16 protein-coding genes are annotated in these 22,285 nt (G+C 67.1%); 13 read left to right on the forward strand and 3 right to left on the reverse strand.

Features of this window, described 5'->3' with window-relative positions; genetic code table 11:
- The first annotated feature begins 82 nt into the window (after positions 1-82).
- Complete coding sequence (locus AC1RMD_RS09965; protein WP_492926130.1) at positions 83-2,749, forward strand: TonB-dependent receptor; 2,667 nt, start codon at positions 83-85, stop codon at positions 2,747-2,749.
- The gene (locus AC1RMD_RS09970; RefSeq protein ID WP_492926132.1) at positions 2,746-3,657 is read left to right on the forward strand and encodes a hypothetical protein; all 912 of its coding nucleotides are present in this window, start codon (positions 2,746-2,748) and stop codon (positions 3,655-3,657) included. Before AC1RMD_RS09965 ends, AC1RMD_RS09970 begins: the two co-directional genes overlap by 4 nt.
- Positions 3,658-3,669: 12 nt before the next feature.
- Here AC1RMD_RS09970 and AC1RMD_RS09975 read toward each other — a convergent pair whose 3' ends face one another.
- From AC1RMD_RS09975 to AC1RMD_RS09985, 3 genes are all read right to left on the reverse strand, one after another.
- Positions 3,670-4,314, reverse strand: a complete 645-nt coding sequence (locus AC1RMD_RS09975; RefSeq protein WP_492926134.1) for a GntR family transcriptional regulator — start codon at positions 4,312-4,314, stop codon at positions 3,670-3,672.
- Positions 4,315-4,408: 94 nt separating this feature from the next.
- Positions 4,409-7,111: a TonB-dependent receptor gene (locus AC1RMD_RS09980; RefSeq protein ID WP_492926136.1), complete on the reverse strand. Its 2,703-nt coding sequence runs from the start codon at positions 7,109-7,111 to the stop codon at positions 4,409-4,411.
- 318 nt (positions 7,112-7,429) lie between these two features.
- The gene (locus AC1RMD_RS09985) at positions 7,430-8,773 is read right to left on the reverse strand and encodes a diguanylate cyclase domain-containing protein (protein ID WP_492926138.1); all 1,344 of its coding nucleotides are present in this window, start codon (positions 8,771-8,773) and stop codon (positions 7,430-7,432) included.
- Positions 8,774-8,995: 222 nt separating this feature from the next.
- Here AC1RMD_RS09985 and nosZ point away from each other — a divergent pair, with 222 nt between their 5' ends.
- The 11 genes from nosZ (at position 8,996) to AC1RMD_RS10040 (ending at position 22,272) form a co-directional block, all read left to right on the forward strand.
- The gene (nosZ, locus tag AC1RMD_RS09990; protein WP_492926370.1) at positions 8,996-10,924 is read left to right on the forward strand and encodes a TAT-dependent nitrous-oxide reductase; all 1,929 of its coding nucleotides are present in this window, start codon (positions 8,996-8,998) and stop codon (positions 10,922-10,924) included.
- 59 nt (positions 10,925-10,983) lie between these two features.
- Positions 10,984-13,629, forward strand: a complete 2,646-nt coding sequence (locus AC1RMD_RS09995) for a 4Fe-4S binding protein (protein ID WP_492926140.1) — start codon at positions 10,984-10,986, stop codon at positions 13,627-13,629.
- Positions 13,626-14,909, forward strand: a complete 1,284-nt coding sequence (locus AC1RMD_RS10000; RefSeq protein ID WP_492926142.1) for a nitrous oxide reductase family maturation protein NosD — start codon at positions 13,626-13,628, stop codon at positions 14,907-14,909. Before AC1RMD_RS09995 ends, AC1RMD_RS10000 begins: the two co-directional genes overlap by 4 nt.
- Positions 14,884-15,822 carry an ABC transporter ATP-binding protein gene (locus AC1RMD_RS10005; protein ID WP_492926144.1) on the forward strand — a complete coding sequence of 313 codons (939 nt, stop codon included), beginning with the start codon at positions 14,884-14,886 and terminating at the stop codon, positions 15,820-15,822. The genes AC1RMD_RS10000 and AC1RMD_RS10005 overlap by 26 nt, the downstream gene beginning before the upstream one ends.
- A gap of 16 nt (positions 15,823-15,838) precedes the next feature.
- Complete coding sequence (locus AC1RMD_RS10010) at positions 15,839-16,654, forward strand: ABC transporter permease (RefSeq protein ID WP_492926146.1); 816 nt, start codon at positions 15,839-15,841, stop codon at positions 16,652-16,654.
- Positions 16,651-17,181 carry a nitrous oxide reductase accessory protein NosL gene (locus AC1RMD_RS10015; protein ID WP_492926148.1) on the forward strand — a complete coding sequence of 177 codons (531 nt, stop codon included), beginning with the start codon at positions 16,651-16,653 and terminating at the stop codon, positions 17,179-17,181. The genes AC1RMD_RS10010 and AC1RMD_RS10015 overlap by 4 nt, the downstream gene beginning before the upstream one ends.
- Before the next feature lie 27 nt (positions 17,182-17,208).
- Positions 17,209-17,892 (forward strand): energy transducer TonB, encoded by a 684-nt coding sequence (locus AC1RMD_RS10020; protein ID WP_492926150.1) that lies wholly within the window; start codon positions 17,209-17,211, stop codon positions 17,890-17,892.
- Positions 17,893-17,923: 31 nt separating this feature from the next.
- Positions 17,924-20,047, forward strand: a complete 2,124-nt coding sequence (locus AC1RMD_RS10025) for a TonB-dependent receptor (protein ID WP_492926152.1) — start codon at positions 17,924-17,926, stop codon at positions 20,045-20,047.
- A gap of 22 nt (positions 20,048-20,069) precedes the next feature.
- Positions 20,070-21,254 carry a sialidase family protein gene (locus tag AC1RMD_RS10030; protein WP_492926154.1) on the forward strand — a complete coding sequence of 395 codons (1,185 nt, stop codon included), beginning with the start codon at positions 20,070-20,072 and terminating at the stop codon, positions 21,252-21,254.
- Positions 21,238-21,762 (forward strand): hypothetical protein, encoded by a 525-nt coding sequence (locus AC1RMD_RS10035; RefSeq protein WP_492926156.1) that lies wholly within the window; start codon positions 21,238-21,240, stop codon positions 21,760-21,762. The genes AC1RMD_RS10030 and AC1RMD_RS10035 overlap by 17 nt, the downstream gene beginning before the upstream one ends.
- Before the next feature lie 123 nt (positions 21,763-21,885).
- On the forward strand, positions 21,886-22,272 hold the full coding sequence (locus AC1RMD_RS10040) for a c-type cytochrome (RefSeq protein ID WP_492926158.1): 387 nt from the start codon (positions 21,886-21,888) through the stop codon (positions 22,270-22,272).
- The last annotated feature ends 13 nt before the right edge of the window (positions 22,273-22,285 follow it).

A 22,285-nucleotide genomic window follows, 5' to 3' on the forward strand; every position in this document is an offset into this window, starting at 1 on the left:
GACGCGCAGCTTCCTCTTGAAAATTTCAAGATTGAAGTTGCCAGGTTTTATAAGTCGTCAATAAAAAGGGAGACACCACGATATGTTTCAAATGACTCGCATCCACCGCGCCGTACTGCTCGCATTGGGCGGCGCCGCCATCACAGCCACCCTGCCCGCGCTCGCCCAGGAGCAGGAACCGTCAACCGAAGTCCAGCGCGTGACCGTGACCGGCTCGTCCATCAAGCGCATTGCCGGCGAATCCGCGCTGCCGGTCACGATCATGAAGGCCGACGAATTCGTCAGCAAGGGCATGACCACGATCGAGGAAGTACTGTCCTCGGTCTCCGCCAACCAGCAGACCACCGTCGGCAGCACCAGCATCGGCTTCGACGGCGGCGGCAAATCGTCGGCCAATCTGCGCGGCCTGGGCGACGACCGGACGCTGGTGCTGCTCAACGGCCGCCGCCTGGCCAACCATCCCTTCGACGGCAGCAGCGTCGACCTGAACGCCATCCCGTTCGCGGCGCTGGACCGGGTGGAAATCCTGCGCGACGGCGCCTCCCATATCTACGGCACCGACGCGGTGGCCGGCGTGATCAACTTCATCACCAAGCGCTCGTTCACCGGCGTGTCCGCCACTGTTGAAACCGTCATTCCACAGCAGACCGGCGGCCGCGAAAAGCGCGGCAACGTCACCGCCGGCTTCGGCGACCTGCAAAAAGACGGCTACAACGTGTTCGGCGTGCTCGACTACCATGACCAGGGCCGGGTGCGCTCGACCGACCGGCCCTACTCGTCCACCGGCATCCAGCCGGCGTACGGCATCAACAAGACCAGCGGCACCACCTTCCCGGCCAACTTCTTTTCCGCCAAGGGCATCACCGGCAACCCGCGCTACGCCAGTGGCTGCTTTGCACCGAACACGGTGCCGCAAGCCGGCAATGGCGTCACCGACATGGGCACCTGCCGCCAGGACTATGCCCGCCTGGTCGACGACATTCCGGATACCAAGCAGACCACCGGCTACGTCAAAGGCTCGCTGCGTTTCGGCGCCTACGGCCTGGCCACGCTCGACTACCTGCACTCGGAGAGCGAGAACACCAGCCGCATCGCGCCACCGCCGCTGACCGGGCTGAAAATGAGCTCGGACAACAAGTGGTATCCGGGCGCGGCGGGCGGCACGCCCGCCGTGAGCGGCCTCACCGGCGAAGACCTGACCATCAACTGGCGTCCGCTGGAAACGGGACAGCGGACCTCGAAGAACCTCGGCGTGTCCGACCGCGTGGTGCTCAACGTGGAAAGCTCGGCCTTCGGATGGGAGCTGACGGGTGGCGCCAGCTACGCGCAAACGCGGGTCACCCAGGATTTCACCAGCGGCTATGTGAAAGACGCCCTGATCCAGCCGGGCATCAGCGCCGGCACGCTCAACCCGTTCGGCGCGCAGGACGCCCAGGGCGCGGCCTACCTGCAAAACGCGCTGTTGGTCGGCAATGCCCTGAACGCCAAGGCGAAGAACGCCAGCGTCGACGTGCGCGCAACGCGCGACCTGATGGCGCTGCCCGGCGGCGCCCTGGCGCTGGCGATCGGCGCCGAGCATCGCAGCGAAAAATCCAGCTATACCGTCAACCACGCGGTCGTCGACCAAGGCGCGATCTACCGCGCCACCGCCCTGTTTGGCGTGAAGGACAAGGACGCCTCGCGGTCGCTCTCGGCTGTGTACGCGGAACTCGTCGCCCCGCTGCACAAGACGCTGGAGCTGCAATTCGCCGCCCGTTCGGACCGGTATAGCGACGCCGGCAACACCTTCAATCCCAAGCTCGGCATCCGTTTCCAGCCGTTGAAACAGGTGATGCTGCGCGCCTCGGCCAACACCGGTTTCCGCGCGCCGACCTTGTACGAGATGCACTCGCCGGTATTCGACACCTATACCGTGGGCGCCTACGACGATCCGCAACTATGTCCCGGCGGCGTGCCCAAGACCGGCGTCAATCCGCTCACGGCATGCCATTCCATCCAGCCGGGCAAGAACGGCGGCAATCCCGAGCTGCACCCGGAGAAGTCGCGCTCGTACTCGTTCGGCGTGGTGTTCGAGCCGGCGAAGGACCTGACCGCATCGCTCGATTACTGGCACATCAAAGTGGTCGACGGCATCGGCGCGGCGCTGACCGAGGCGGAGCTGTTCGACAGTCCCGACAAATATCGCGAACGCTTCCATTACAACGCCAACGGCACCGCGCTCGACTACGTCAACCTGTCCTCGCTGGCCAACCTGGGGATCCGCAAGAGCAGCGGCATCGACCTGACGCTCCAGTACCGCCTCCCGCAAACGCCGATAGGCTGGTTCGACACCTGGGTCAACGGCACCTACGTCACCAGCAATGTGTGGCAGCTGACGCCGGACGTCGATCCTTTCAAAAGCATCGGCGTGTACAACGGCGCGACGCGCTGGAAACACAATCTCGCCCTGCGCTGGATGAACGGCGCCTGGAGCTCGACGCTGTCGCAACGCTATACGTCCGGCTACGTCGACCAGAATGCGGTGGCGGCGCAATACCAGCGCGATGTCTCGGCCAATTCGGTGTGGACGCTGTCGGGCGCCTATACCGGCTTCAAGAACACCACCGTGACCGCCGGCATCAAGAACCTGCTGAACAGCGATCCACCGTTCTCCAACCAGAACGTCAATCCGCAGACCGGCTACGATCCGCGCTTGTCCGATCCGATCGGCCGCGCCTACTATGTTCGACTGACCTACAAATTCCAATGAAAACCAAACTAATCAAACCAGCCAGGGCGCTGGCCGCCCTGGCCGTCGCGACGGGCCTCGCGGCCTGCGCGCACGTTGACCTGATCCGAACGCCGCCGTCGAGCTTCGGCTTCGATCCCTTCTATGCCAAATATGCCGACGCCCAGGGCATCCCCATCACCGGCTCCGGCCAGGTGCCGGACGCGGCGCTACTGGCGGCGCGCGACATCGTGATCGCCATGCTGGCGTACCGCCCCGACGTCCGCGACGAGCTGGCGCGCCAGGGCGCCCGCGTCGGCGTCATGGCGATCACGGAAAACACCACCGACCTGCCGGAACAGCGCGACTGGAAAAAGCCCGCGATCGACGACCCCAGGCTGACCAAGTGCGAAGTGCGCGATTATGCCAAGACGATAGGCCAGATGACGGACCGCCAGTACTGGGATGCGCGCTCACGCGGCATGGGCGGCTTGTACACCACGGGCGCCGCCGAGAACATCATGGGTGTGCCGAAGACGCGCTATTTCGGCGAGAACATCATGGTGCACGAGTTCTCGCACAACATCATGAACGCGCTGCGCACCGTCGATCCGCAGCTGATCGCGCGCCTTGAAACCGCCTACGCCCACGCCCGGGAAAAGCGCCTGTGGCAAGGCGCCTACATGGCCAATACGCTGGAGGAGTATTGGGCCGAAGGCACGCAGTTCTGGTTCAATTCCAACAAGGCCTACATCACGGACACGCTCACCGTGGTCAACGACCAGCACTTGCTGGCCCACGACCCGGAGCTCTACGCCATCCTGGCTGAAGCGTATGGCGGCAACCACCATATCGCGGCCGACGTGTTCTACATGCACGCGGCCCGCATGGACAGCGCCCGCGTATCGCTGGACAATTCAGGCAAGGCCAGGAACGACTGCTACTCCTGACGCCCCGCCTTCTCAAAGCTTGAATTCCCGCCGCAGGTCTTCCAGCGTCGAAGCAATGTGGTCGTGCATCATCGCCGCGACCACATTGCCCTTACCCTGCGACCACAGCTTCAGCATCGCCAGATGTTCCTTGTGCGCCCGGTCCTCGCGGCCGGCGGGCTCCAGGTGCTTGCGCACATAGCGCTCGGAAATGATATTGAGGCGGGCTATCATCTGGATGGTCAACGGACGGCCGAGCGGCCGCACCAGCGACATGTGGAAGTCGCGGTTGAGGCCGCCCACCATGTCCTTGTTCGAGATCATCGCCTCGTCCAGCGCATCCAGTGCGCGCTTGGCCGCGGCCTTGTCCTCCGGCGTGGCCAGCCTGCTCGCCTCGCCTACCGAATCGGGTTCCAGTTTCAGGCGCAGCGCGTAGACCTCTTCGGCCTCTTCAGCGCTCAAGGGCCGCACGAAGTAGCCGCGATTGGGATGGGAGACCAGCAGGCTTTCCTGCTCAAGGCGCGCCAGGGCTTCCCGTAAGGGGATTTTGCTCACGCCCAGTTCGGCGGCCAGCGCGTCCTGGCGGATGGAAGCGTCCGGCGGAATCCGGCCGGCGATGATGCGCTCGCGTATCAGCGTGAAGATTTGTTCGGAGAGTGTTCGGACTACAAGGCTCATGCTCCAGCAACCATGCGAATAAGGTATACGAATTATACGCGCAAAAAAAATCCGGCCGCCTCCCGAAAGAGGACGGCCGGATCGTCAGCAACGCTTATTTGAAGCTGTAGTCCAGGCTGACATACACGTAGCGGCCGCGCGGATCGCCCCAGCTATCGTTGTAGCCGAGCGAGGAGCCCGGGTCGAAGGCCGGATCGCGGTTGAACACATTGTTGGCGCCGACGCGCACCACCGTGTTCTTGATGCCCGAATAGGACAGCGACGCGTCCAGCGTGGCGATGGAAGGAATCCGCCGACCCTTGGCATAGAAGTCATACCATTGGTTCTGCACGGCCGATGGTGTGCGATCGACCTTGGTGCCGGCCACGTATTTGACGATGCCGGTGGCGCTCCATGCGCCCAGGTCCCAGTTCACGCCGACGTTGGCCAGCACGCGCGGATTGCCGTATTCGCCGGTGTCGCACGAAGTATTGTTCGCGCAGTTGATGTAGACGTTATCGGCCAACAGCACCGTGTCGTAGCGCAGCGTGTAGTTGGCGTCGCCAAACACCTTGATGCGGCCCAGCTTCTCGGTGCGGAAGACGTAGGACGCCTCCAGGTCGATGCCGGCGGTGTGCGACTGGAAGCGGTTGACCCAGCCAGTCTTGATGTTGGCCAGCTCGCCGCGCAAAGGACCCAGCCGTGCCCGGTCGGCCGCCGACAGCGCCGCATAGGCCGCGATATCGTCGGCGGTGACTTCGTCGCGAATCACGTGCGACTTGTAGGCGCCGTCTTCGTTATCGAGCACCGTCGTGTTGTCGAGCACGTCGATCTTGTTCTTCCACTTGATGTCGTAGTAGGTCAGGCCGATGTTCAGGTCCTTGAATGGTTCGATGACGAAGCCGATGTTGTACTGATTCGATTTCTCCGGCTGCAGATTCTTGGTGCCGACGTTGGACGCCTTCACGTAACGGGTGCAATAGGAATCGAAATACACGTCGCCCTCGACGCAACGGTGCGGGTCCTTGGTCGCAGAGAAAGAATCCCGGCCTTCGCTGAAGCGCTGCGGCAACGACGGCGCCACCATGCCGGTGCTGTAGTTCGCGCGCAGCATGACCGTCTTGCTCGGCTTCCACTTCACGCCGAACTTGGGATTGGTGGTGGCGCCGGCCAGCTCATATTTGTCATAGCGCACGGCGGCCTGGGCCTCCAGCGTCTTCAGCAGCGGCAGGCTCAGCTCCGCATACACGGCCGACAATTTTTCCGAACCTGAGATCGGCGGCAATACCGCGTACATGCCCAGCAAGCCTTGCTGCCAATCCTGCGACGGCGTGTACGACAACGAATTCTTGCGCAGCTCGGAGCCCACCGAGACGCCGACCTTCCCGCCCGGCAGCTCGCCGAATTCGGTCGAGGCCTGCACTTTGATGGAATCGGATTTGCTGCGGGTCTTCACAAACATCTCGCCCGACAGCTCCCTGATCAAGGCATCCGAATTGCTGTTGGCGCCGAAGGGATTGAAGCGCCCGTCGTCGACCGCCTTGTTCAGCGCCTCCAGCTTGTAGGCGCCCAGGGTATCGGTCTGGCCCCGCTCCTCGCCGTGCGACAAGGTCGCCGACCAGTCCCAGCCGCCCAGCTCGCCCTTGAGCCCGGTCAGCAGCCAGATATTGTCGACGTTGGTCTTGAGGCCGCCCTCGTAGATCGGGAAGTCGCGCCGCACCGTCACCGGCTTGCCGTAGGTATTGAAGGGATTCGAGGCCGGGATGACCAGGTTGTTGCGCGCGCGGTTCTGCAGCCACGACGACTGGCCGACGATGCGCTTGGTGAAGTTGGTGGCGAAGGCGTTGGCGAACAGCGTCAGGTCCGGCGCGATGTCCCAGTTCAGCGCGGCCGTTGCGCCGGCGCGGCGCGACGGCTTGACCAGGTCGGTGAATTCCGCCGTCGCCGACAGGCAGCCGTTGCGGGTCGGCGAAGGGAACCATTCGGCGCCGCTCGGATATGGCAGCTTGGACCCGGGCAGGCAGCCCGGGTCGGCGAAGCGGTTGCCGCCGATCGACAGCGTGCCGGCGTCGGTGCCATGGGCGCCGTAGACGTTGGCGTACTGCAGGCCACCGCTGGCGCCGAAGTCGATGTGGTTGGCCCAGTCGCGGTCGATGCCCTTGATGCGCTTGGTGTCCTCGTACATCGCGGCGTAGGTCAGGTTGAATTTCTGCGTGGCGCGGTCGCCGTAGCCGCCGGCCACCGACAGCTTGCGCACATCGCCGCCGCCCAGCGTGGTGGTGCCGTAGCTGGTGCTCAGGTCCACGCCCTGGTAGTTCTGGCGCATGATGAAGTTGATCACGCCGCCCACCGCATCGGTGCCGTAGATCGCCGAGGCGCCATCCTTGAGCACCTCGATGCGCTCGATCGCCGCCAGCGGCAGCATGTTCAAGTCCACCGAGGTGAAGCCGTTGGAATCGTCCGAGCCGGAGACCGGCAGCCGGTTGCCGTTCAACAGGATCAGGGTCGGCATGCCGCGCAGGCTGGCCGTGGTGGCGCCGTTGCGGAAATCGTTGCCGCCGCCAAAATCGCGGCCGTTGCCCCCGACCGACGGCAGGTTGCGCAACACGTCGAGCACCGAGGTCGCGCCCGAGCGCTTGATGTCTTCCTTGGTGATCAGGGTCATCGGCGAGACGCCCTCTTGCGCGATGCGCTTGATGTTACTGCCGGTGACTTCCACCCGCTCCATCCTGGGGTCCGGCTTGGGCGCCTCCGCCAGCTGCGCGTGCGCCACGCCGTGGGCCGACAACAGGGCCAGCGCCAACTTCACCCAGCGCACACATATCTTTTCCTGAAACATATTACTCGTCTCCTAGTGATGACGTCCCGCATCGACTGTGAGGGATCGTTGTAATGAAACTGCCGGTTTGCTTCGATGGCGTGCTTCAACAGGCTATCGAATCGCAACAGAGCTTACGTGGCTCGGCTGGGGACGTCTTGGCAGTCTCAGTACTGGAAACGCGCGAAATCGGCACAACGGCACCTGGAAGTGACGTGGCGCAATACCATGCAAAGGGTTTCATGAACGAGTATGGCTCGGACCGGAGGCGGGGGCCAAGCGGGCGGCGCCGGCCAAGTGAGCGGGACACCTATCGGCCTAGCCGGGGTGTTCTTCCGTCTGCTTGACTGCGTACATGGCCTGGTCGGCGTAGCGCATCAACTGCTCGATGTCGACGCCGTGCTCGGGATAGTGCGCGACGCCGACGCTGGCGGTGATCTCCAGGCCGAGACCGGTGGCCAGCAGCATCGGCGCCGCCAGCACCTGGTGGATCTTGTCGACGATCTGCAAGGCGTCGTCGGGCACCAGCACTTCTTCCACGATGATGACGAACTCGTCCCCGCCCAGCCGCGCCACGGTGTCCGCTTCGCGCACGCAGTACTTCAGCCGGTGCGCCACCTCGCGCAGCAGCAGGTCGCCGCAGGCATGGCCGTGCACGTCGTTGACCTGCTTGAACTTGTTCAGGTCGATGAACAACAAGGCCAGCCGGCCCTGGTGGCGCTGGGCGCGCGCCACCGCCATCTGCAAGCGGTCGAGGAACAGCCGGCGGTTCGGCAACTGGGTCAGCTCGTCATGCTGGGCCATGAAGCGCAGCCGGGAATGCAGCTGCTTGCGCTGGATCGCCGTGGCCACCTGCTTGGACACAAACATCAACAATTCCTGGTCCTGGTCGGTGTAGCCGTACTGGTCGGGGCCGTCGCCGCTTTGCAGCATCAACACGCCGATATGGCCCTGGGTGGTCGTCAACGGCACGCCCAGCCAGCAATCGGGCAGCCTGCCGGCCGCCTGCAGGGCCGGCGGCAGCGCGGCCGCCGTGGCCGGCGTCAGCAATACCGCTTGGCCGTTGCGCAGCACTTGCTCCCCCAGCCAGCACGCCAGCGGATGCGGCTCGGCGCGGCCATCGGCGTTGACGTGATAGGAGAATTCCACGCATTCGCCCTGCCCGCCCCGCAACGCGACCGCGAATCCCGGCGCCGGCAGCATGGCGCCGATAATCTGGTGGATATGCCGGAACAAGGCCGGCAGCTCGTCGCTGGCATGGGCGGCCTCCGAAATCGCATACAGCGCCGCTTGCATCGCTTCGGCCCGCTTGGCGGCCGTGATATCGCGCGCCACGGCCACGCGCATCTGGTCGCTCTCGGACCAGCGCGCCGACCACACGATATGGACGATCTTGCCGTCCTTGCGGACGTAGCGGTTTTCAAAGTGGGCGGTGGGCTGGCCGTCCATGATGGCGCGCGCCGCCGACAGGGTGCGCGCGCGGTCGGCCGGCGCCACCAGATCGATCATCTGCATGCCGATCATTTCCTGTGGCGTGTAGCCGAAGATGCGCTCGCAGGCGGCGCTGACGAACACGAAGCGGCCGTCCGCATCGACCATGCAGACGGCGTCCATGAGCAAGTCCGTAAAACGGGCGATCTTGGCGGCAAGAAATTTTCCCATAGTAGGCAATTCTAGTCCCGATTGGCGCTGTCAAGGTGTTTGCCCGCTGATTGTGACGAAAGACCAACACCCGCCCCTGCGGCAGCGCGCTAGCCATTTGTGCCTAGTCACTTTGGAAAATGCGATTTTGATCTGCATCAAGGAAATTCACCGACCACAAGGACATCATGCAGCTCTGTTTTGAAATTTCTTACCAGCAGGCAAACCACGAGGACTCGCATGATGAACAAGGACAAAAAAACAACACCAGAAGATGCGCGCGTCGCCGGACGCCGCCAATTCCTGAACACGGCGGCATTGGTCGGCATCGGCGGCCTGGCCGCCTGCGGCGACAAACCGGCCAGCGCCGGCGCGGCCGCTTCGGCCTCCGCTTCGGCCAGCGCGGCGGCCCATGGCGGCGCGGCCAACGCCACCCATCTGAAGCCAGGCGAGCTCGACACCTACTATGGCCTGTGGAGCGGCGGCCACACCGGCGACATGCGCGTGCTGGGCCTGCCCTCGGGCCGCGAGATCCACCGCATCCCCTGCTTCGTGCCGGACGCGCTGGTGGGCTGGGGCATCACCAACGAATCGAAGAAGATCATGGGCACCAAGCCCGACGGCAGCCTGAAGTACACGGTGGCCGACACCCACCACACCCACGCCTCCTACACCGACGGCAACTACGACGGCCGCTACGCCTGGATCAACGACAAGATCAACGCCCGCATCGCCCGCATCCGCCTCGACTACTTCATCTGCGACAAGATCACCGACCTGCCCAATGTGCAGGGCTTCCACGGCATCTTCCCGGACAAGCGCGACCCGGTCGACGAAAAGATCAACCACACCACCCGCGTGTTCTGCGGCGGCGAGTTCGCCATTCCGCTGCCCAACACCGGCCTCGACGACAACGCCAAGTACCGCTCGCTGTTCAGCTGCGTCGACGCCGAGAGCATGGAAGTGCGCTGGCAGGTGCTGATCGACGGCAACTGCGACCTGGTCGCCACCACCTACGACGGCAAGCTGGCCGCCACCAACCAGTACAACACCGAGATGGGCGCGCACTACGAAGACATGATGTCCGCCGAGCGCGACGCCTGCCTGTTCTTCCACATCGCCCGCATCGAGGCGGCCGTCAAGGCCGGCAAGTTCAAGACCATCGGCGACTCCAAGGTGCCGGTGGTCGACGGCACCCTGGCCGCCAACAAGGATCCGAAAACCGCGCTGACCGGCTACGTCTCGGTGCCGAAGAACCCGCACGGCGTCAACGCCAGCCCGGACGGCAAGTACTTCATCTGCGCCGGCAAGCTGTCGCCGACCGGCACCGTGATCGAGCTGGCCCGCGTGCTGGACTGGTTCGACGGCAAGCTGGAAAAACTCGACGGCGCCATCGTCGCCGAAGTCGAACTCGGCCTGGGCCCGCTGCATACCGCCTTCGACGGCCGCGGCAACGCCTTCACCACGCTGTTCCTCGACAGCCAGGTGGTCAAATGGAACGTCGAAGCGGCGATCAAGTTCCACAAGGGCGACAAGACCGCCAAATACGTGGTCGACCGTATGGACCTGCAATACCAGCCGGGCCACCTGAACGCTTCGCACTCGGAAACCAAGGCCGCCGACGGCAAATACCTGGCGGTCGGCTGCAAGTTTTCCAAGGACCGCTTCCTGCCGGTCGGCCCGCTGCATCCGGAGAACGAGCAGTTCATCGACATCTCCGGCGACAAGATGGTGCTGCTGGCCGACCACCCGGTGCGCGGCGAACCGCACGACTTCATCATCTTCAAGCGCGAGCTGGTCCATCCGAAGCAGATCTACGCGCTGGACGACTTCCCGCTGGCGACCAAGGATCCCAAGGATTCCGGTGTGGTCCGCAACGGCAAGAAGGTGACCGTCCGCATGACCTCGCAGGCGCCCGCCTTCAGCCTGCGCGAGTTCAAGCTGAAGAAGGGTGACGAGGTGACCCTGATCCTGACCAACCTCGACAAGGTGGAAGACTTGACGCACGGCTTCGCCATTCCGAAGTACAACGTCAACTTCATCGTCAACCCGCAGGAAACCGCCTCGGTCAGCTTCATCGCCGACAAGCCGGGCGTGTTCTGGTGCTATTGCACCCACTTCTGCCACGCGCTGCACCTGGAAATGCGCACGCGCATGATCGTCGAAGGCTAAACGCCGACGGCAGCACCAGCGCGCCCCGCTCCGGGGCGCGCTCTTCACCAGGGACTACCATGTTTTCTTACCGCGACTTTTTTGCCAGGCAAGGGCTCGCCAAGCAGCTGCTCACGCTGCTGATGCTCGGCGCCCTGTGGCTGGCCGCGGCCCCCGGCCGCGCCGCCAGCGGCTCCTATGAGGCGGCCCTGCCGCCCGAGCTGGCCACCGCCAAGGACCTGTGCGCGCTGGTCGCCTGCGCCGAGGTGTTCCCCGGCGCCGCCAGCTTTTCCGAACGGCTGGGCCAGCCGCCCTATGTGCAAGCCTTCGGCCCCGAGGTCGCGGGCCGCAAGCCGCTGCTCGGCTACGTCATGCTGTCGACCGACATCACCGACACCCCGGCCTACTCCGGCAAGCCGGTGGTCACCCTGATGGGCATGGACTTGAAGGGCCGCTTCGTCGGCATCAAGGTGCTCAAGCACTCCGAACCTATCCTGCTGCTGGGCATACCGGAATCGGCCCTGCTCAACTTCAACCGCCAGTATCTGGGCAAATCGGTGGCCGACAAGATCGAGGTCGGCCAGTCGCGTCCCGACGAGGGCGTGCTGGGGGTCGACGCGATCTCCGGCGCCACCGTCACGGTGATCGTGCAAAACCAGGTCATGATGAGCTCGGGCATGGCGATCGCCCGCCAGGTCGGCATCGTCGCGCCCACCGTGCGCGCGCCGGCCGTCTACGCGGTGCGCGGCGCCCACCTGTCGTGGGAGCAGCTGGTCAAGCAGGGCAGCGTGCAGCGGCTGCTGGTCAAGCCGCAGCAGGTCGGCCTGGAGCCGGGCGGCAGCCCCTTCATCGAACTGTGGTTCGGCGACCTGGGCCACCCCGACGTCGGCGCCAGCCTGCTGGGCGACGCCGGCTACCGTTCGCTGCAGGCCCAGCTCGGTCCGCACGACCACGCGCTGTTCATCGTCCGCAGCGGCGGCATCGAATCGTTCAAGGGTTCAGGCTTCGTGCGCGGCGGCCTGTACGACCGCATCCAGGTCAAGCAGGGCGCCGATTCCTATACCTTCCGCGACACCGACTACCTGAACCTGTACGGCCTGGAGGCGGCCGGCGCGCCGGCCTACAACGAGTCGGCGATCTTCGTGATCCGCTCGGCCGCCTTCTCCAGCGCCTATCCGTGGAAGCTGTCCTTCCTCGGCAACCGGGTCGACCGCGCCACCGGCGCGCGCAGCTTCACCACCTTCGACGCCGGCTACTGGCTGGCCGCCGAGCTGCTGCAGGGCGGCCGTCCCGCCGTCGCCGAGGCCGCCGCGCCCTACGAGCGCATCTGGCGTTCGCGCGCGCTCGAGATCGTCCTGTTCGGCCTGCTGCTGGTGGGCGTCACCGTGGTGTACGCGCTGCGCGAACGCCTGACCCGGCGCGCCACCCACAAGAACAAATGGCCGGTGAACGCCTTCAAGTACAGCGCCTGGGGCCTGAGCATCGGCCTGGTCGGCTTCGGCGCCATGGCCCAGCCCTCGATCACCCAGGTGCTGACCTGGTTCCACGCGCTGCTGTTCCAGTGGACCTGGTCGCTGTTCCTGACCGACCCGTTCATCTTCCTGTTCTGGATCTTCATCATCGTCACGGTGTTCCTGTTCGGACGCGGCCTGTTCTGCGGCTGGATGTGCCCGTTCGGCTCGCTGTCCGAGGCGCTCTACAAGGTCGGCCGCGCGATCGGTCTCAAACGCTTCCAGCGGCAACTGCCGCGCGCCCTGCACGACCGCCTCAAATGGCTCAAGTACGCGATCTTCCTGGCGCTGCTGACGGTGTCGATGTTCTCCATGGGCCTGGCCGAGAAGCTGGCCGAAGTCGAGCCGTTCAAGACCACCTTCCTGGTCGGCATCACCCACCGCGCGTGGCCGTACGGCTTGTTCGTCAGCGTGCTGCTGGGCCTGTCGCTGTTCATCGAGCGGCCGTATTGCAAATACATCTGCCCGCTGGGCGCGGCGCTGGCCGTGCCGAGCACCTTCCGCTGGTTCGGTCTCAAGCGCAAGCAGGACTGCAACAGCTGCAAGGCCTGCGCGGTCGGCTGCGGCGCCCAGGCGATCGACGCCGACGGCCGCATCGACCACCGCGAATGCCTGCACTGCCTCGACTGCATGGTGTTGTACACCGATCCCAAGGCGTGCCCGCCGCTGTCCAAGGAACGCAAGCGGCGCGAGCGCGACGGCCTGGAGATCAAGGCGATCGGCGCCGACGGCTACTTCATCCCGATCTACCCGGTGCCGTCCACACCGGCCTCGGCCGCCGTGCTGGCCGGCCCCGACCCGCGCATGCCGACCGATCCGGCGACGCCGCCACGGCCGGCCAGCAGCGGCCCGGCCTGGGTGGTGCGGGAAGTGTTCGAGCACCTGTGGCCGTGGAGCGCAGCCGGCTGGGCCGCGCAGCGCTGGCTGCAACTGGCCGGCTACGCGCTGGCCGTCGCGGCCAGCCTGGCCTGGCTGTTCGCCGGACTGGGCCAGCTGTCGGCCGGCGCCATCATCGGCTGGTGGACCGGCTGGAGCGTGTTCGAAGTGGCGCTGCGCCTGTCCGGCCGCCGCTACGTCAAGGACGGCCCGTGGTGGCAGGCCCACTACCGCCGCGCCAGCCTGATGGACATGCTGAGCTACGTCAGCTTCAAGAACCTGCTGGTCGGCGCCGCGCTGTTCCTCGCGCTCAAGACCTGGGGGGCGCTGTCGGTATGATGCCCGCCGCCCCGCTCCGCGCGCTGACGCCGCTGTTGTTGCTGCTGTGCCTGGCTGCGACGCCGGCGCGCGCCGCCACGCTGCAGGTCGGCCCCGGGGCGTCGCTGCAGCAGGCGATCGCCGCCGCCCGGCCCGGCGACGTGCTGGAGATCGCGCGCGGCCACTACCACGGCAACTTCGTGGTCGACAAGCCGCTGACCCTGCGCGGCCTGCAGCGCCCGACCCTGAGCGGCGACGGCCACGGCGACACCTTGCGCGTGACCGCCGCCGACGTCGTCATCGAAGGCTTGATCGTGCGCGACTCCGGCGACAGCCTGAAGGACCAGAACGCCGGCATCTACCTGTATCCGGGCGCCCACCGCGCCATCGTGCGCCACTGCGACCTGACCTACAACCTGTTCGGCCTGTGGATAGAAAAATCCAACGACGTGCTCATCGAGGGCAACCTGATCACCGGCAAACGCGACTACAACTCCTCGCAGCGCGGCAACGGCGTCCAGCTGTACAACACCACCGGCGCCCGCATCATCGGCAACAACATCAGCTTCGTGCGCGACGCGCTGTACGTCGACGTCTCGCACCACGCCGTGTTTCGCGGCAACCGGCTGCACCACAGCCGCTACGGCAGCCACTACATGAACTCCTACTACAACCTGTGGGAGGACAACGACAGCTACTACAACCGCGGCGGCCTGGCGCTGATGGAGGTGCGCAACCAGGTGGTGCGCAACAACCGCACCTGGGGCAATTCCGACCACGGCATCATGCTGCGCACCATGCAGGACTCGCTGGTCGAGCACAACGTGGTCGCCGGCAACCAGCGCGGCCTGTTCATCTACGACGTCGAGTACGTCACCATCCGCGACAACCTGGTGGTCGACAACCGCGTCGGCGTGCACCTGTCGGCCGGCTCGATCCACAACCAGGTCGAGAACAACGACTTCATCGCCAACCGCGAGCAGGTGCGCTACGTCGGCGCCCGCGACGAACGCTGGGGCGGCGAGCGCGGCAACCACTGGAGCAACTACCTGGGCTGGGACCGCAACGGCGACGGCATCGGCGACTTCGCCTACGAAGCCAACGACATGGTCGACCGCCTGACCTGGCGCCATCCCGGCACCCGCCTGCTGATGGCCAGCCCGGCGGTGCAGGCGCTGCGCCTGGTGTCGCAGCAATTCCCGCTGCTGCGCGTGCCCAGCGTGGTCGATCCCAAGCCGCATATGCAGCCCAATAACAAAAACTGGAGCACCTGGTATGGCAAGCACTATCCCGGACAATAAGCCCGCCGACGCCGCGATCCTGGTGGCCGGCGTGAGCAAGCACTACGGCGCGCTGCGCGCGGTCGACGGCGTCGACCTGGCGGTGGCCGAAGGCGAGATCTTCGGCCTGATCGGCCACAACGGCGCCGGCAAGAGCACGCTGTTCAAGATGATGCTCGGCCTGGTCGCGCCCGACGCCGGCACGATCCGCATCCACGGCACGGCGGTGGACGGACGCGGCTTCCGCCACACCCGGCGCCAGCTCGGCTACCTGCCCGAGAACGTGGTGTTGTACGACAATCTGAGCGGCCTCGAGACGCTGGCCTTCTTCGCCCGCCTGAAGGGCGCGCCGGCCAGCCAGTGCGCGCCCATGCTGGAACAGGTCGGCCTGGCGCACGCCGGCCACAAGCCGCTGCGCGACTATTCGAAGGGCATGCGCCAGCGCCTCGGCTTCGCCCAGGCGCTGCTGGGCTCGCCACGGGTGCTGTTCCTCGACGAGCCCACCAACGGCCTCGACCCGCAGGCGATCCGCGACTTCTACGCCACGCTGCGCGGCCTGCGCGACCAGGGCGTGACCATCATCATCACCTCGCACATCCTGGCCGAGCTGCAGGAGCGGGTCGACCGGCTGGCGATCATGTCGGCGGGGAAAATCCAGGCGCTCGGCAGCGTGGCCCAGCTGCGCGAGCAGACCCATTTGCCGCTGACGCTGCACCTGACGCTGGCGCCGGACGACCACGCGCTGGCGCGCCGCCTGACCGCCCACCTGCCCGGCGTAGCCGCCACCGACGGCCCGCGCGGCCTGACCCTGCGCTGCCCGCGCGAGGCCAAGATGGCGGTGCTGGCGGCGCTGTCCGGCCTGGGCCCGCGCCTGGCCGACCTCGACCTGCGGGAGCCGTCGCTGGAAGACGTCTTCTTCGGCTTTTCGGACTAACAAAGGAATACCCGCCATGGAATGGTCCCAAATCTACACGCTGGCCGCGAAGGAATTCCGCGACCGCATCCGCAACCGCTGGGTGCTGGCGGTGGCGCTGGTGTTCACCGTGTTCTCGCTGGTGATCACCTACCTGGGCGCGGCCCAGCAGGGCGAGATCGGCCTGAAGTCGATCGAGCTCACCATCAGCAGCCTGGTCAGCCTGGTGATCTACCTGATCCCGCTGATCGCCCTGCTGCTCGGCTTCGACGCCATCGTCGGCGAGCGCGAGCGCGGCTCGCTGGACCTGCTGCTGGCGCTGCCGCTGACGCGGCTCGAACTGCTGCTGGGCAAATACCTGGGCCTGGCGGCCGCACTGAGCTTGTCGACCTTGGCCGGCTTCGCGCTGGTGGCGGTGCTGCTGTACCAGCAGTTCAGCTGGCCCGGCCTGGTGCACTACCTGGGCTTCATGTTCAGCTCGGTTCTGCTGGGGCTGGCCTTCCTCAGCCTGGCCGTCTGCATGTCGGTGCTGGCGCGCGAGCGCACCCGCGCCTCCGGCCTGGCGATCGCGCTGTGGTTCTTCTATGTGCTGGTGTTCGACTTGATCGTGCTGGGCGCGCTGGTGGCCAGCGGCGGCAGCTACGGCGGCGACCTGTTCGCCTACGTGCTGCTGTTCAACCCGGCCGACGTGTTCCGCATCATGAACATCTTTTCCCTCGACGAGGTCCGCACCATGTACGGCCTGAGCAGCATCATTCCCGCTGCGCTGGCCAAACCGTGGATGATGGGCAGCGTCATGTTTGCCTGGATTATCGCGCCGCTCGCCGTGGCGCGCTGGAGATTTACATCATGAAAACCACCCGCCGCAACTTCCTCTTCGCCACCGCCGCCGTGCTGCTGGCGCCCGCGCTGGCCGGCTGCCAGCGCCGCGTGCCCTCCGCCCTGACCGCGCCGCTGGAGATCGACGCCCGCACCACCTGCGACCTGGACGGCATGCTGCTGGCCGACTACCCCGGCCCGAAGGCGCAGCTGTTCTACGCCGGCCAGAGCACGCCGGTGTACTTCTGCGACACCGTCGAACTATTCCACACGCTGCTGGCGCCGGAGCAGCTGCGGGCGGTCGCGGCCGTGTTCGTGCAGGACATGGGCAAGACCGACTGGGAACAGCCGCGCGGCCACTGGTTCGACGCCAGCACCGGCTTCTACGTGCTGGGCAGCAAGCGCCACGGTTCGATGGGACCGTCGATCGCCAGCTTCTCGCGCCAGGCCGACGCCGACGCCTTCGTCACGCAATGGGGCGGACGCCGCCTGCGCTACGCCGAGATCAAACGCGACATGGTCGACCTGTCGGGCGGCGCGCTGCACGACAGCAAAATGTAAAACGACATCGCCACCAAGGACCAAACCATGCACCACTATTCCCTCGGCCCCTCCAGCGCGGACGGCGCGGGCCTGCCGGCGCTGGCGCTCAAGGGCGCGCTGGTCGGCGCCGCCCACCTCGCGCTGCTGCTGACGGCGCTGCACACCAGCGGCGTCATCACGCTCAAGGCCAAGCCGCGCCCGGCCGGGGTGTTGACCGTGATGCTGGTCGCTACCCCCGCCCGGCCGACGCCGGCCGCCCCCGCGCGCAAGCCGGTGCCGGTGTTGGCGCAGACCGCGCCGGCGCGCCAGGCCGCCGTGGCGCCGCCCAAGGCCGCCGCGCTCGCCATGGCCGAAACCGCCATGCCCGCCGCCGCGCCGGCCGCCGCCATCGTCGCTGCCGTGGCCAGCGTGGCCGGCACGCCGGCCGCCAGCGCGCCGGAGCAGCGCAGCGAGGCCAGCTTCAATGCCGCCTACCTGAACAATCCGGAACCGGTCTATCCGCTGGCGTCGCGCCGCCAGGGCGAATCCGGCAAGGTGGTGCTGCTGGTGCAGGTCAGCCCGCAGGGCACGGTCGAGCGGGTCGAGGTGCGCCAGAGCTGCGGCCACGCCCGCCTCGACCAGGCCGCGCTGGACGCCGTGCGGCGCTGGCGCTTCGTGCCGGCCCGCCTGGGCGAGCACGCCATCGCGGCCAGCGTGCTGGTGCCGCTCACTTTCAGTCTGAACAGCTAAGCAACACCCCAAACAAGAACAGGAACGCAGCATGAGCACCCACTACTCCCCGCGCCGCCTGGCCGGGCTCGCCATATTGGCCGCCGCCAACGCCGGCGCCACCGAACCGCAGCAACTGGAAGAAATGGTGGTGTCCGCTTCGCGCGGCGCCACCCGGCTGGCCGAGACGCCGACCGCGATCGGCGTGGTCCGCCAAGACATCTTGCAACGCGACCGCCCCAAGACCATGGGCGAAGTGGTCAACCGCATCGCCGGCGTCCACTGGAACGACCTCGGCAACGAGCAGCACAGCATGAGCATCCGCCAGCCGGTCAGCACCAACGCCGTCTACCAGTACCTGGAGGACGGCATCCCGATCCGCCCGCTGGGGGTGTTCAACCACAACGCCCTCAACGAGATCAACCTGGCCGGCACCGACAGCGTCGAGGTGGTCAAGGGCGCGGCCTCGTCGCTGTACGGCAGCAACGCGGTCGGCGGCGCGATCAACTTCATGACGGCGGCGCCCTCGCCCACGCCCTACGCCAGCGTCAGCGTCCGGCGCGACCACATCAACGGCTACCAGCGCTTCGACACCGCCGCCAGCAACACCTGGGGCGATCTCGGCCTGCGCTTCTCGCACTACAGCGCGCGCCGCAGCGGCGACAACTGGCAGCAGTACAGCCGCGGCGACAAGGATGCCTTCTCGCTGCGCGGCGACTACGTGCTGAGCGACCGCGCCCTGCTGCGCGCCACCTTGGTGCACACCGAGCTGGACGCCGCGATGACGGGCACCCTGAACCAGACCGACTACCAGCGCCAGCCCGGCAAGAGCGTCAACCGCTTCACCTACCGGCGCGACATCAGCACCCGCGCCAACCTGGCGTGGGAGGCCGAGACCGTCGCCCGTGGCCTGAGCACGGTCACGCTGTTCTCGCGCAAGAACGACCACGGCCAGCTGCCCAGCTACACCCTGGTCGGCTGCAGCGCCGGCGCCAGCGTGTGCCAGGGCAGCGAGAACAACAGCCATGTCGATTCGCTCGGCCTGGACCTCAAGCACCAGCAGGACTACAGCTGGCTGGCCTCGCGGCTGGTGGCCGGCGTTTACCTCGACAACAGCGCCGCGCCCTACACCAGCAACAATCTGCGCGTGCTGCGCGACCCCGCCAGCGGCAACAACCTCAGCTACAGCAACGCCAACCTGCTCAACCCCAGGGGCGTGCGCGACTACCAGGCCGACATCCGCAACCTCGCCCTGTTCGGCCAGTGGGAAGCCAGTCCGCTGGCGGCGACCCGGGTGGTGCTGGGCGCGCGCGCCGACCGCATCCGCTACGACTACCGCAACACGCTGGCCCCGGCCGGCAGCGACAACTACGGCGCCGCCAGCGAAACGCGCAGTTTCTCGCGGATCAGCCCGAAACTGGGCGCGACCTACGCGCTCGACACCCGCAGCAACGTCTACGCCAACCTCAGCCGAGGCTTCACGCCGCCGGAACTGAGCCAGCTATATGGCAAGACCGGCGTGCCGGACCTGCGCCCGGCCACCTACGACAACTACGAACTGGGCCTGCGCAGCACCCGGTTGGACGGCGCGCTCAAGCTCAACGCCGCGCTGTACCGGCTCGACGGGCGCGACACCATCGTCAGCTACACCATCGCTCCGGGCAACAGCGAGAACCGCAACGCCGGCCGCACCCGCAGCCAGGGGCTGGAGCTGGGACTGAACTACGACGCCGGCCGCTTCGACGCGCGCCTGGCGACGGCGCTGGCCAGCCACCGCTACCAGTCCTACCGCGTGGCGGCCAACCTGGACTACAGCGGCAAGCAGATGCCGCAGGCGCCGGCCGACATCAGCAGCGCCGAGCTGGGCTACCGCCCGGCGGCCGGCGCGCGCGTCGCGCTGGAGCTGCTGCACCAGGGCCGCTACTGGATGAACAACGCCAACACCGTGCGCTATGGCGGCCACACCCTGCTCAATCTGCGCGCCAACCAGGTGCTGGCCGGCGGCTGGGAAGTGTGGCTGCAGGTGCGCAACCTGACCGACCGCCGCTACGCCGACAACGCCAGCAGCGCCTACTCGGGCAGCGGCGCCTACCTGCCCGACAGCCAGAACGCCTATACCCCGGGGGCGCCGCGCAGCGTCATGCTGGGGCTGAACTACACCTACGGCAAACGCTGACACCATGGACACCGAGGCCACCATGACGATCTCCCTTTCGACGCCGCGCCGCGCGCTGGCCGCCCTCGGGCTGGCGGCGCTGGCCGCGCATGCAACAGCGGCGCCGCCTGCCCCCTACGCCGGCAACGCCTTCGCGCCGGACGGCACGCTGTGGAGCGTGCAGCTGGACGCGCAGGGCCGGCTGGCCGCCCACCGCAGCGCCGACGACGGCCGCCACTGGCTGCCGCCGCTGCTGCTCGACACCGGCGGCGACCCGATCAAGACCAGCGGCGAGGGGCCGCCGAAAATCTTGTTCGGCCCGCAGGGGCTGGTGCTGATCAGCTATGCACGGCCGCTGGCGCAAAAGTACGCGGCCGAGATCCGCCTGCTGCGCTCGACCGACGGCGGCGCCCATTTCGCCGCGCCGGTCACGCTGCACCAGGACCGCCAGCCGACCAGCCACAGCTACGCCGCCATGGCCTTCGACGCCGCCGGCGCGCTGCACACGGTGTGGATCGACGGCCGCGACAAGCTGGCCGCGACCGCTGCCGCCACCGTCGCAGGCACCAGCGCCAACTATCGCGGCGCCACGCTGTACCGCAACGTCTCGCTGGACGGCGGCGCCAGCTTCGGTCCCGACCTGCGGCTGTCCGACCACAGCTGCGAGTGCTGCCGCATCGCGCTGTCGCCCACGGCGGACGGCCGGGTGGCGGCGCTGTGGCGCCATGTCAGCGCGCCCAATATCCGCGACCACGCCTTCCTGCTGCTGCCCGGCGCCGACAACGCGGCGGCCGCGCCGGTGCGCGCCAGCTACGACAACTGGGCCGTCGACGGCTGCCCGCACCACGGCCCGGCGCTGACGCCGGCCGCCGCCGGCGGCTACCACGCGCTCTGGTTCGGCGTGCGCGACGGCGCCGCCCAGGTGCGCTACGGCCGGCTGGATCCGTCCGGCGCGCCGCTGGGCGCGGCCCAGGCGCTGCCCGACAGCCAGGCCGAACACGCCGACATCCTCGCCAGCGGCGCGCGCCTGGCCATCGTCTGGCGCAGCTACGACGGCAGCGCCACCCACCTGCGGGCCTGGCTGTCGGACGACGACGGCCGGCATTTCACCCTGCGCGAACTGGCCAGCAGCGGCGCCGACAACGGCTATCCGCAACTGCTGCAAAAGAACGGCCGGCTGTTTGTGATCTGGAACACCACGGAGGAACGCCATGTCGACGCACTGTGACAGCCGCGCGGCACGGCCGCGCCGCAACGGGTCCGCCTGGCTGGCGGCGGCGCTGCTGACGCTGGCCCAGGCCGGCGCCGCGCACGCCGCCGGCCGCATCGAAAGCTTCGACACCCACAGCTGGCAGCGCTTGCAGCAGGACTTGCCGCGCCCGGCGGTGGTGGTGTTCTCCACCACCGACTGCGGCCACTGCCCCGGCACCATCGCGGCGCTGGCCGCGCAGCTCCGGCAGCAAACGCCCCGGCAGCCCAAAGTTCCGCTGGTGGTGGTGGTGATGGACGGCGACGGCCAGCCCGAGCTGCTGCAGGAACCCCATTACCGCGCGGCCGACCGGCTGTTCGTGTTCCGCGGCCAGGGCACGGCGCTGCAATACTCGGTCCATCCGGGCTGGCGCGGCATGACGCCGTATGTCGCCCTGCTGCCGCGCGAGGGCGCGGTCGAACTGGTGCTGGGCCGGCCGTCGGCGCAGGCGCTGGAACGCTGGCTGCAACCCGGCCGTCAACCTTGACTCACATCATGAAAACCGCAATCCGGCGCGCATTTTGATCTGGATCAAGGAATCGGTGCATCCCCACGTGCAACACTCTCAGCACGCCCATGCACTACACCCATTTTTCTAAGGAACACCATCATGAAAACCCCTATCGCACTACTGAGCATCCTGAGCCTGGCGCTGCTGAGCGCCTGCGGCCAGAAGGAGGCGGCGGCGCCCGCCGCCGAGCCGGCCGCCGTCGCGGTGGCCGCCGCCCCGCCGGCTGCCGAGAACGTCATCGGCAAGGCGACCTACGGCAAGACCTGCTCGCTGTGCCACGCCGCCAATGTGGCCGGCGCCCCCAAGCCGGGCGACAAGGCCGACTGGGCGCCGCGCATCGCCCAGGGCGTGGACGTGCTGTACCAGCACGCGTTGGAAGGATTCACCGGCGCCAAGGGCCAGATGCCGGCACGCGGCGGCTCGCCGACGCTGAGCGACGCCGACGTCAAGGCCACGGTCGACTACATGGTGGCGCAATCGCGCTGAGCGCGCAGGAGAA

The organism is Duganella sp. GW822-FHT06D06, from assembly GCF_058799615.1.

Excerpts from the sequence above, each read along its gene's own strand:
- AC1RMD_RS10000 (WP_492926142.1), top strand. The coding sequence starts at position 13,626 with ATGATGCCCGCCGCCCCGCTCCGCGCGCTGACGCCGCTGTTGTTGCTG.
- nosZ (WP_492926370.1), top strand. The coding sequence starts at position 8,996 with ATGAACAAGGACAAAAAAACAACACCAGAAGATGCGCGCGTCGCCGGA.
- AC1RMD_RS10030 (WP_492926154.1), top strand. The coding sequence starts at position 20,070 with ATGACGATCTCCCTTTCGACGCCGCGCCGCGCGCTGGCCGCCCTCGGG.
- AC1RMD_RS10020 (WP_492926150.1), top strand. The coding sequence starts at position 17,209 with ATGCACCACTATTCCCTCGGCCCCTCCAGCGCGGACGGCGCGGGCCTG.
- AC1RMD_RS09970 (WP_492926132.1), top strand. The coding sequence starts at position 2,746 with ATGAAAACCAAACTAATCAAACCAGCCAGGGCGCTGGCCGCCCTGGCC.
- AC1RMD_RS10025 (WP_492926152.1), top strand. The coding sequence starts at position 17,924 with ATGAGCACCCACTACTCCCCGCGCCGCCTGGCCGGGCTCGCCATATTG.
- AC1RMD_RS09985 (WP_492926138.1), bottom strand. The coding sequence starts at position 8,773 with ATGGGAAAATTTCTTGCCGCCAAGATCGCCCGTTTTACGGACTTGCTC.
- AC1RMD_RS10005 (WP_492926144.1), top strand. The coding sequence starts at position 14,884 with ATGGCAAGCACTATCCCGGACAATAAGCCCGCCGACGCCGCGATCCTG.
- AC1RMD_RS10010 (WP_492926146.1), top strand. The coding sequence starts at position 15,839 with ATGGAATGGTCCCAAATCTACACGCTGGCCGCGAAGGAATTCCGCGAC.
- AC1RMD_RS09995 (WP_492926140.1), top strand. The coding sequence starts at position 10,984 with ATGTTTTCTTACCGCGACTTTTTTGCCAGGCAAGGGCTCGCCAAGCAG.
- AC1RMD_RS09975 (WP_492926134.1), bottom strand. The coding sequence starts at position 4,314 with ATGAGCCTTGTAGTCCGAACACTCTCCGAACAAATCTTCACGCTGATA.
- AC1RMD_RS10040 (WP_492926158.1), top strand. The coding sequence starts at position 21,886 with ATGAAAACCCCTATCGCACTACTGAGCATCCTGAGCCTGGCGCTGCTG.
- AC1RMD_RS10035 (WP_492926156.1), top strand. The coding sequence starts at position 21,238 with ATGTCGACGCACTGTGACAGCCGCGCGGCACGGCCGCGCCGCAACGGG.
- AC1RMD_RS09965 (WP_492926130.1), top strand. The coding sequence starts at position 83 with ATGTTTCAAATGACTCGCATCCACCGCGCCGTACTGCTCGCATTGGGC.
- AC1RMD_RS10015 (WP_492926148.1), top strand. The coding sequence starts at position 16,651 with ATGAAAACCACCCGCCGCAACTTCCTCTTCGCCACCGCCGCCGTGCTG.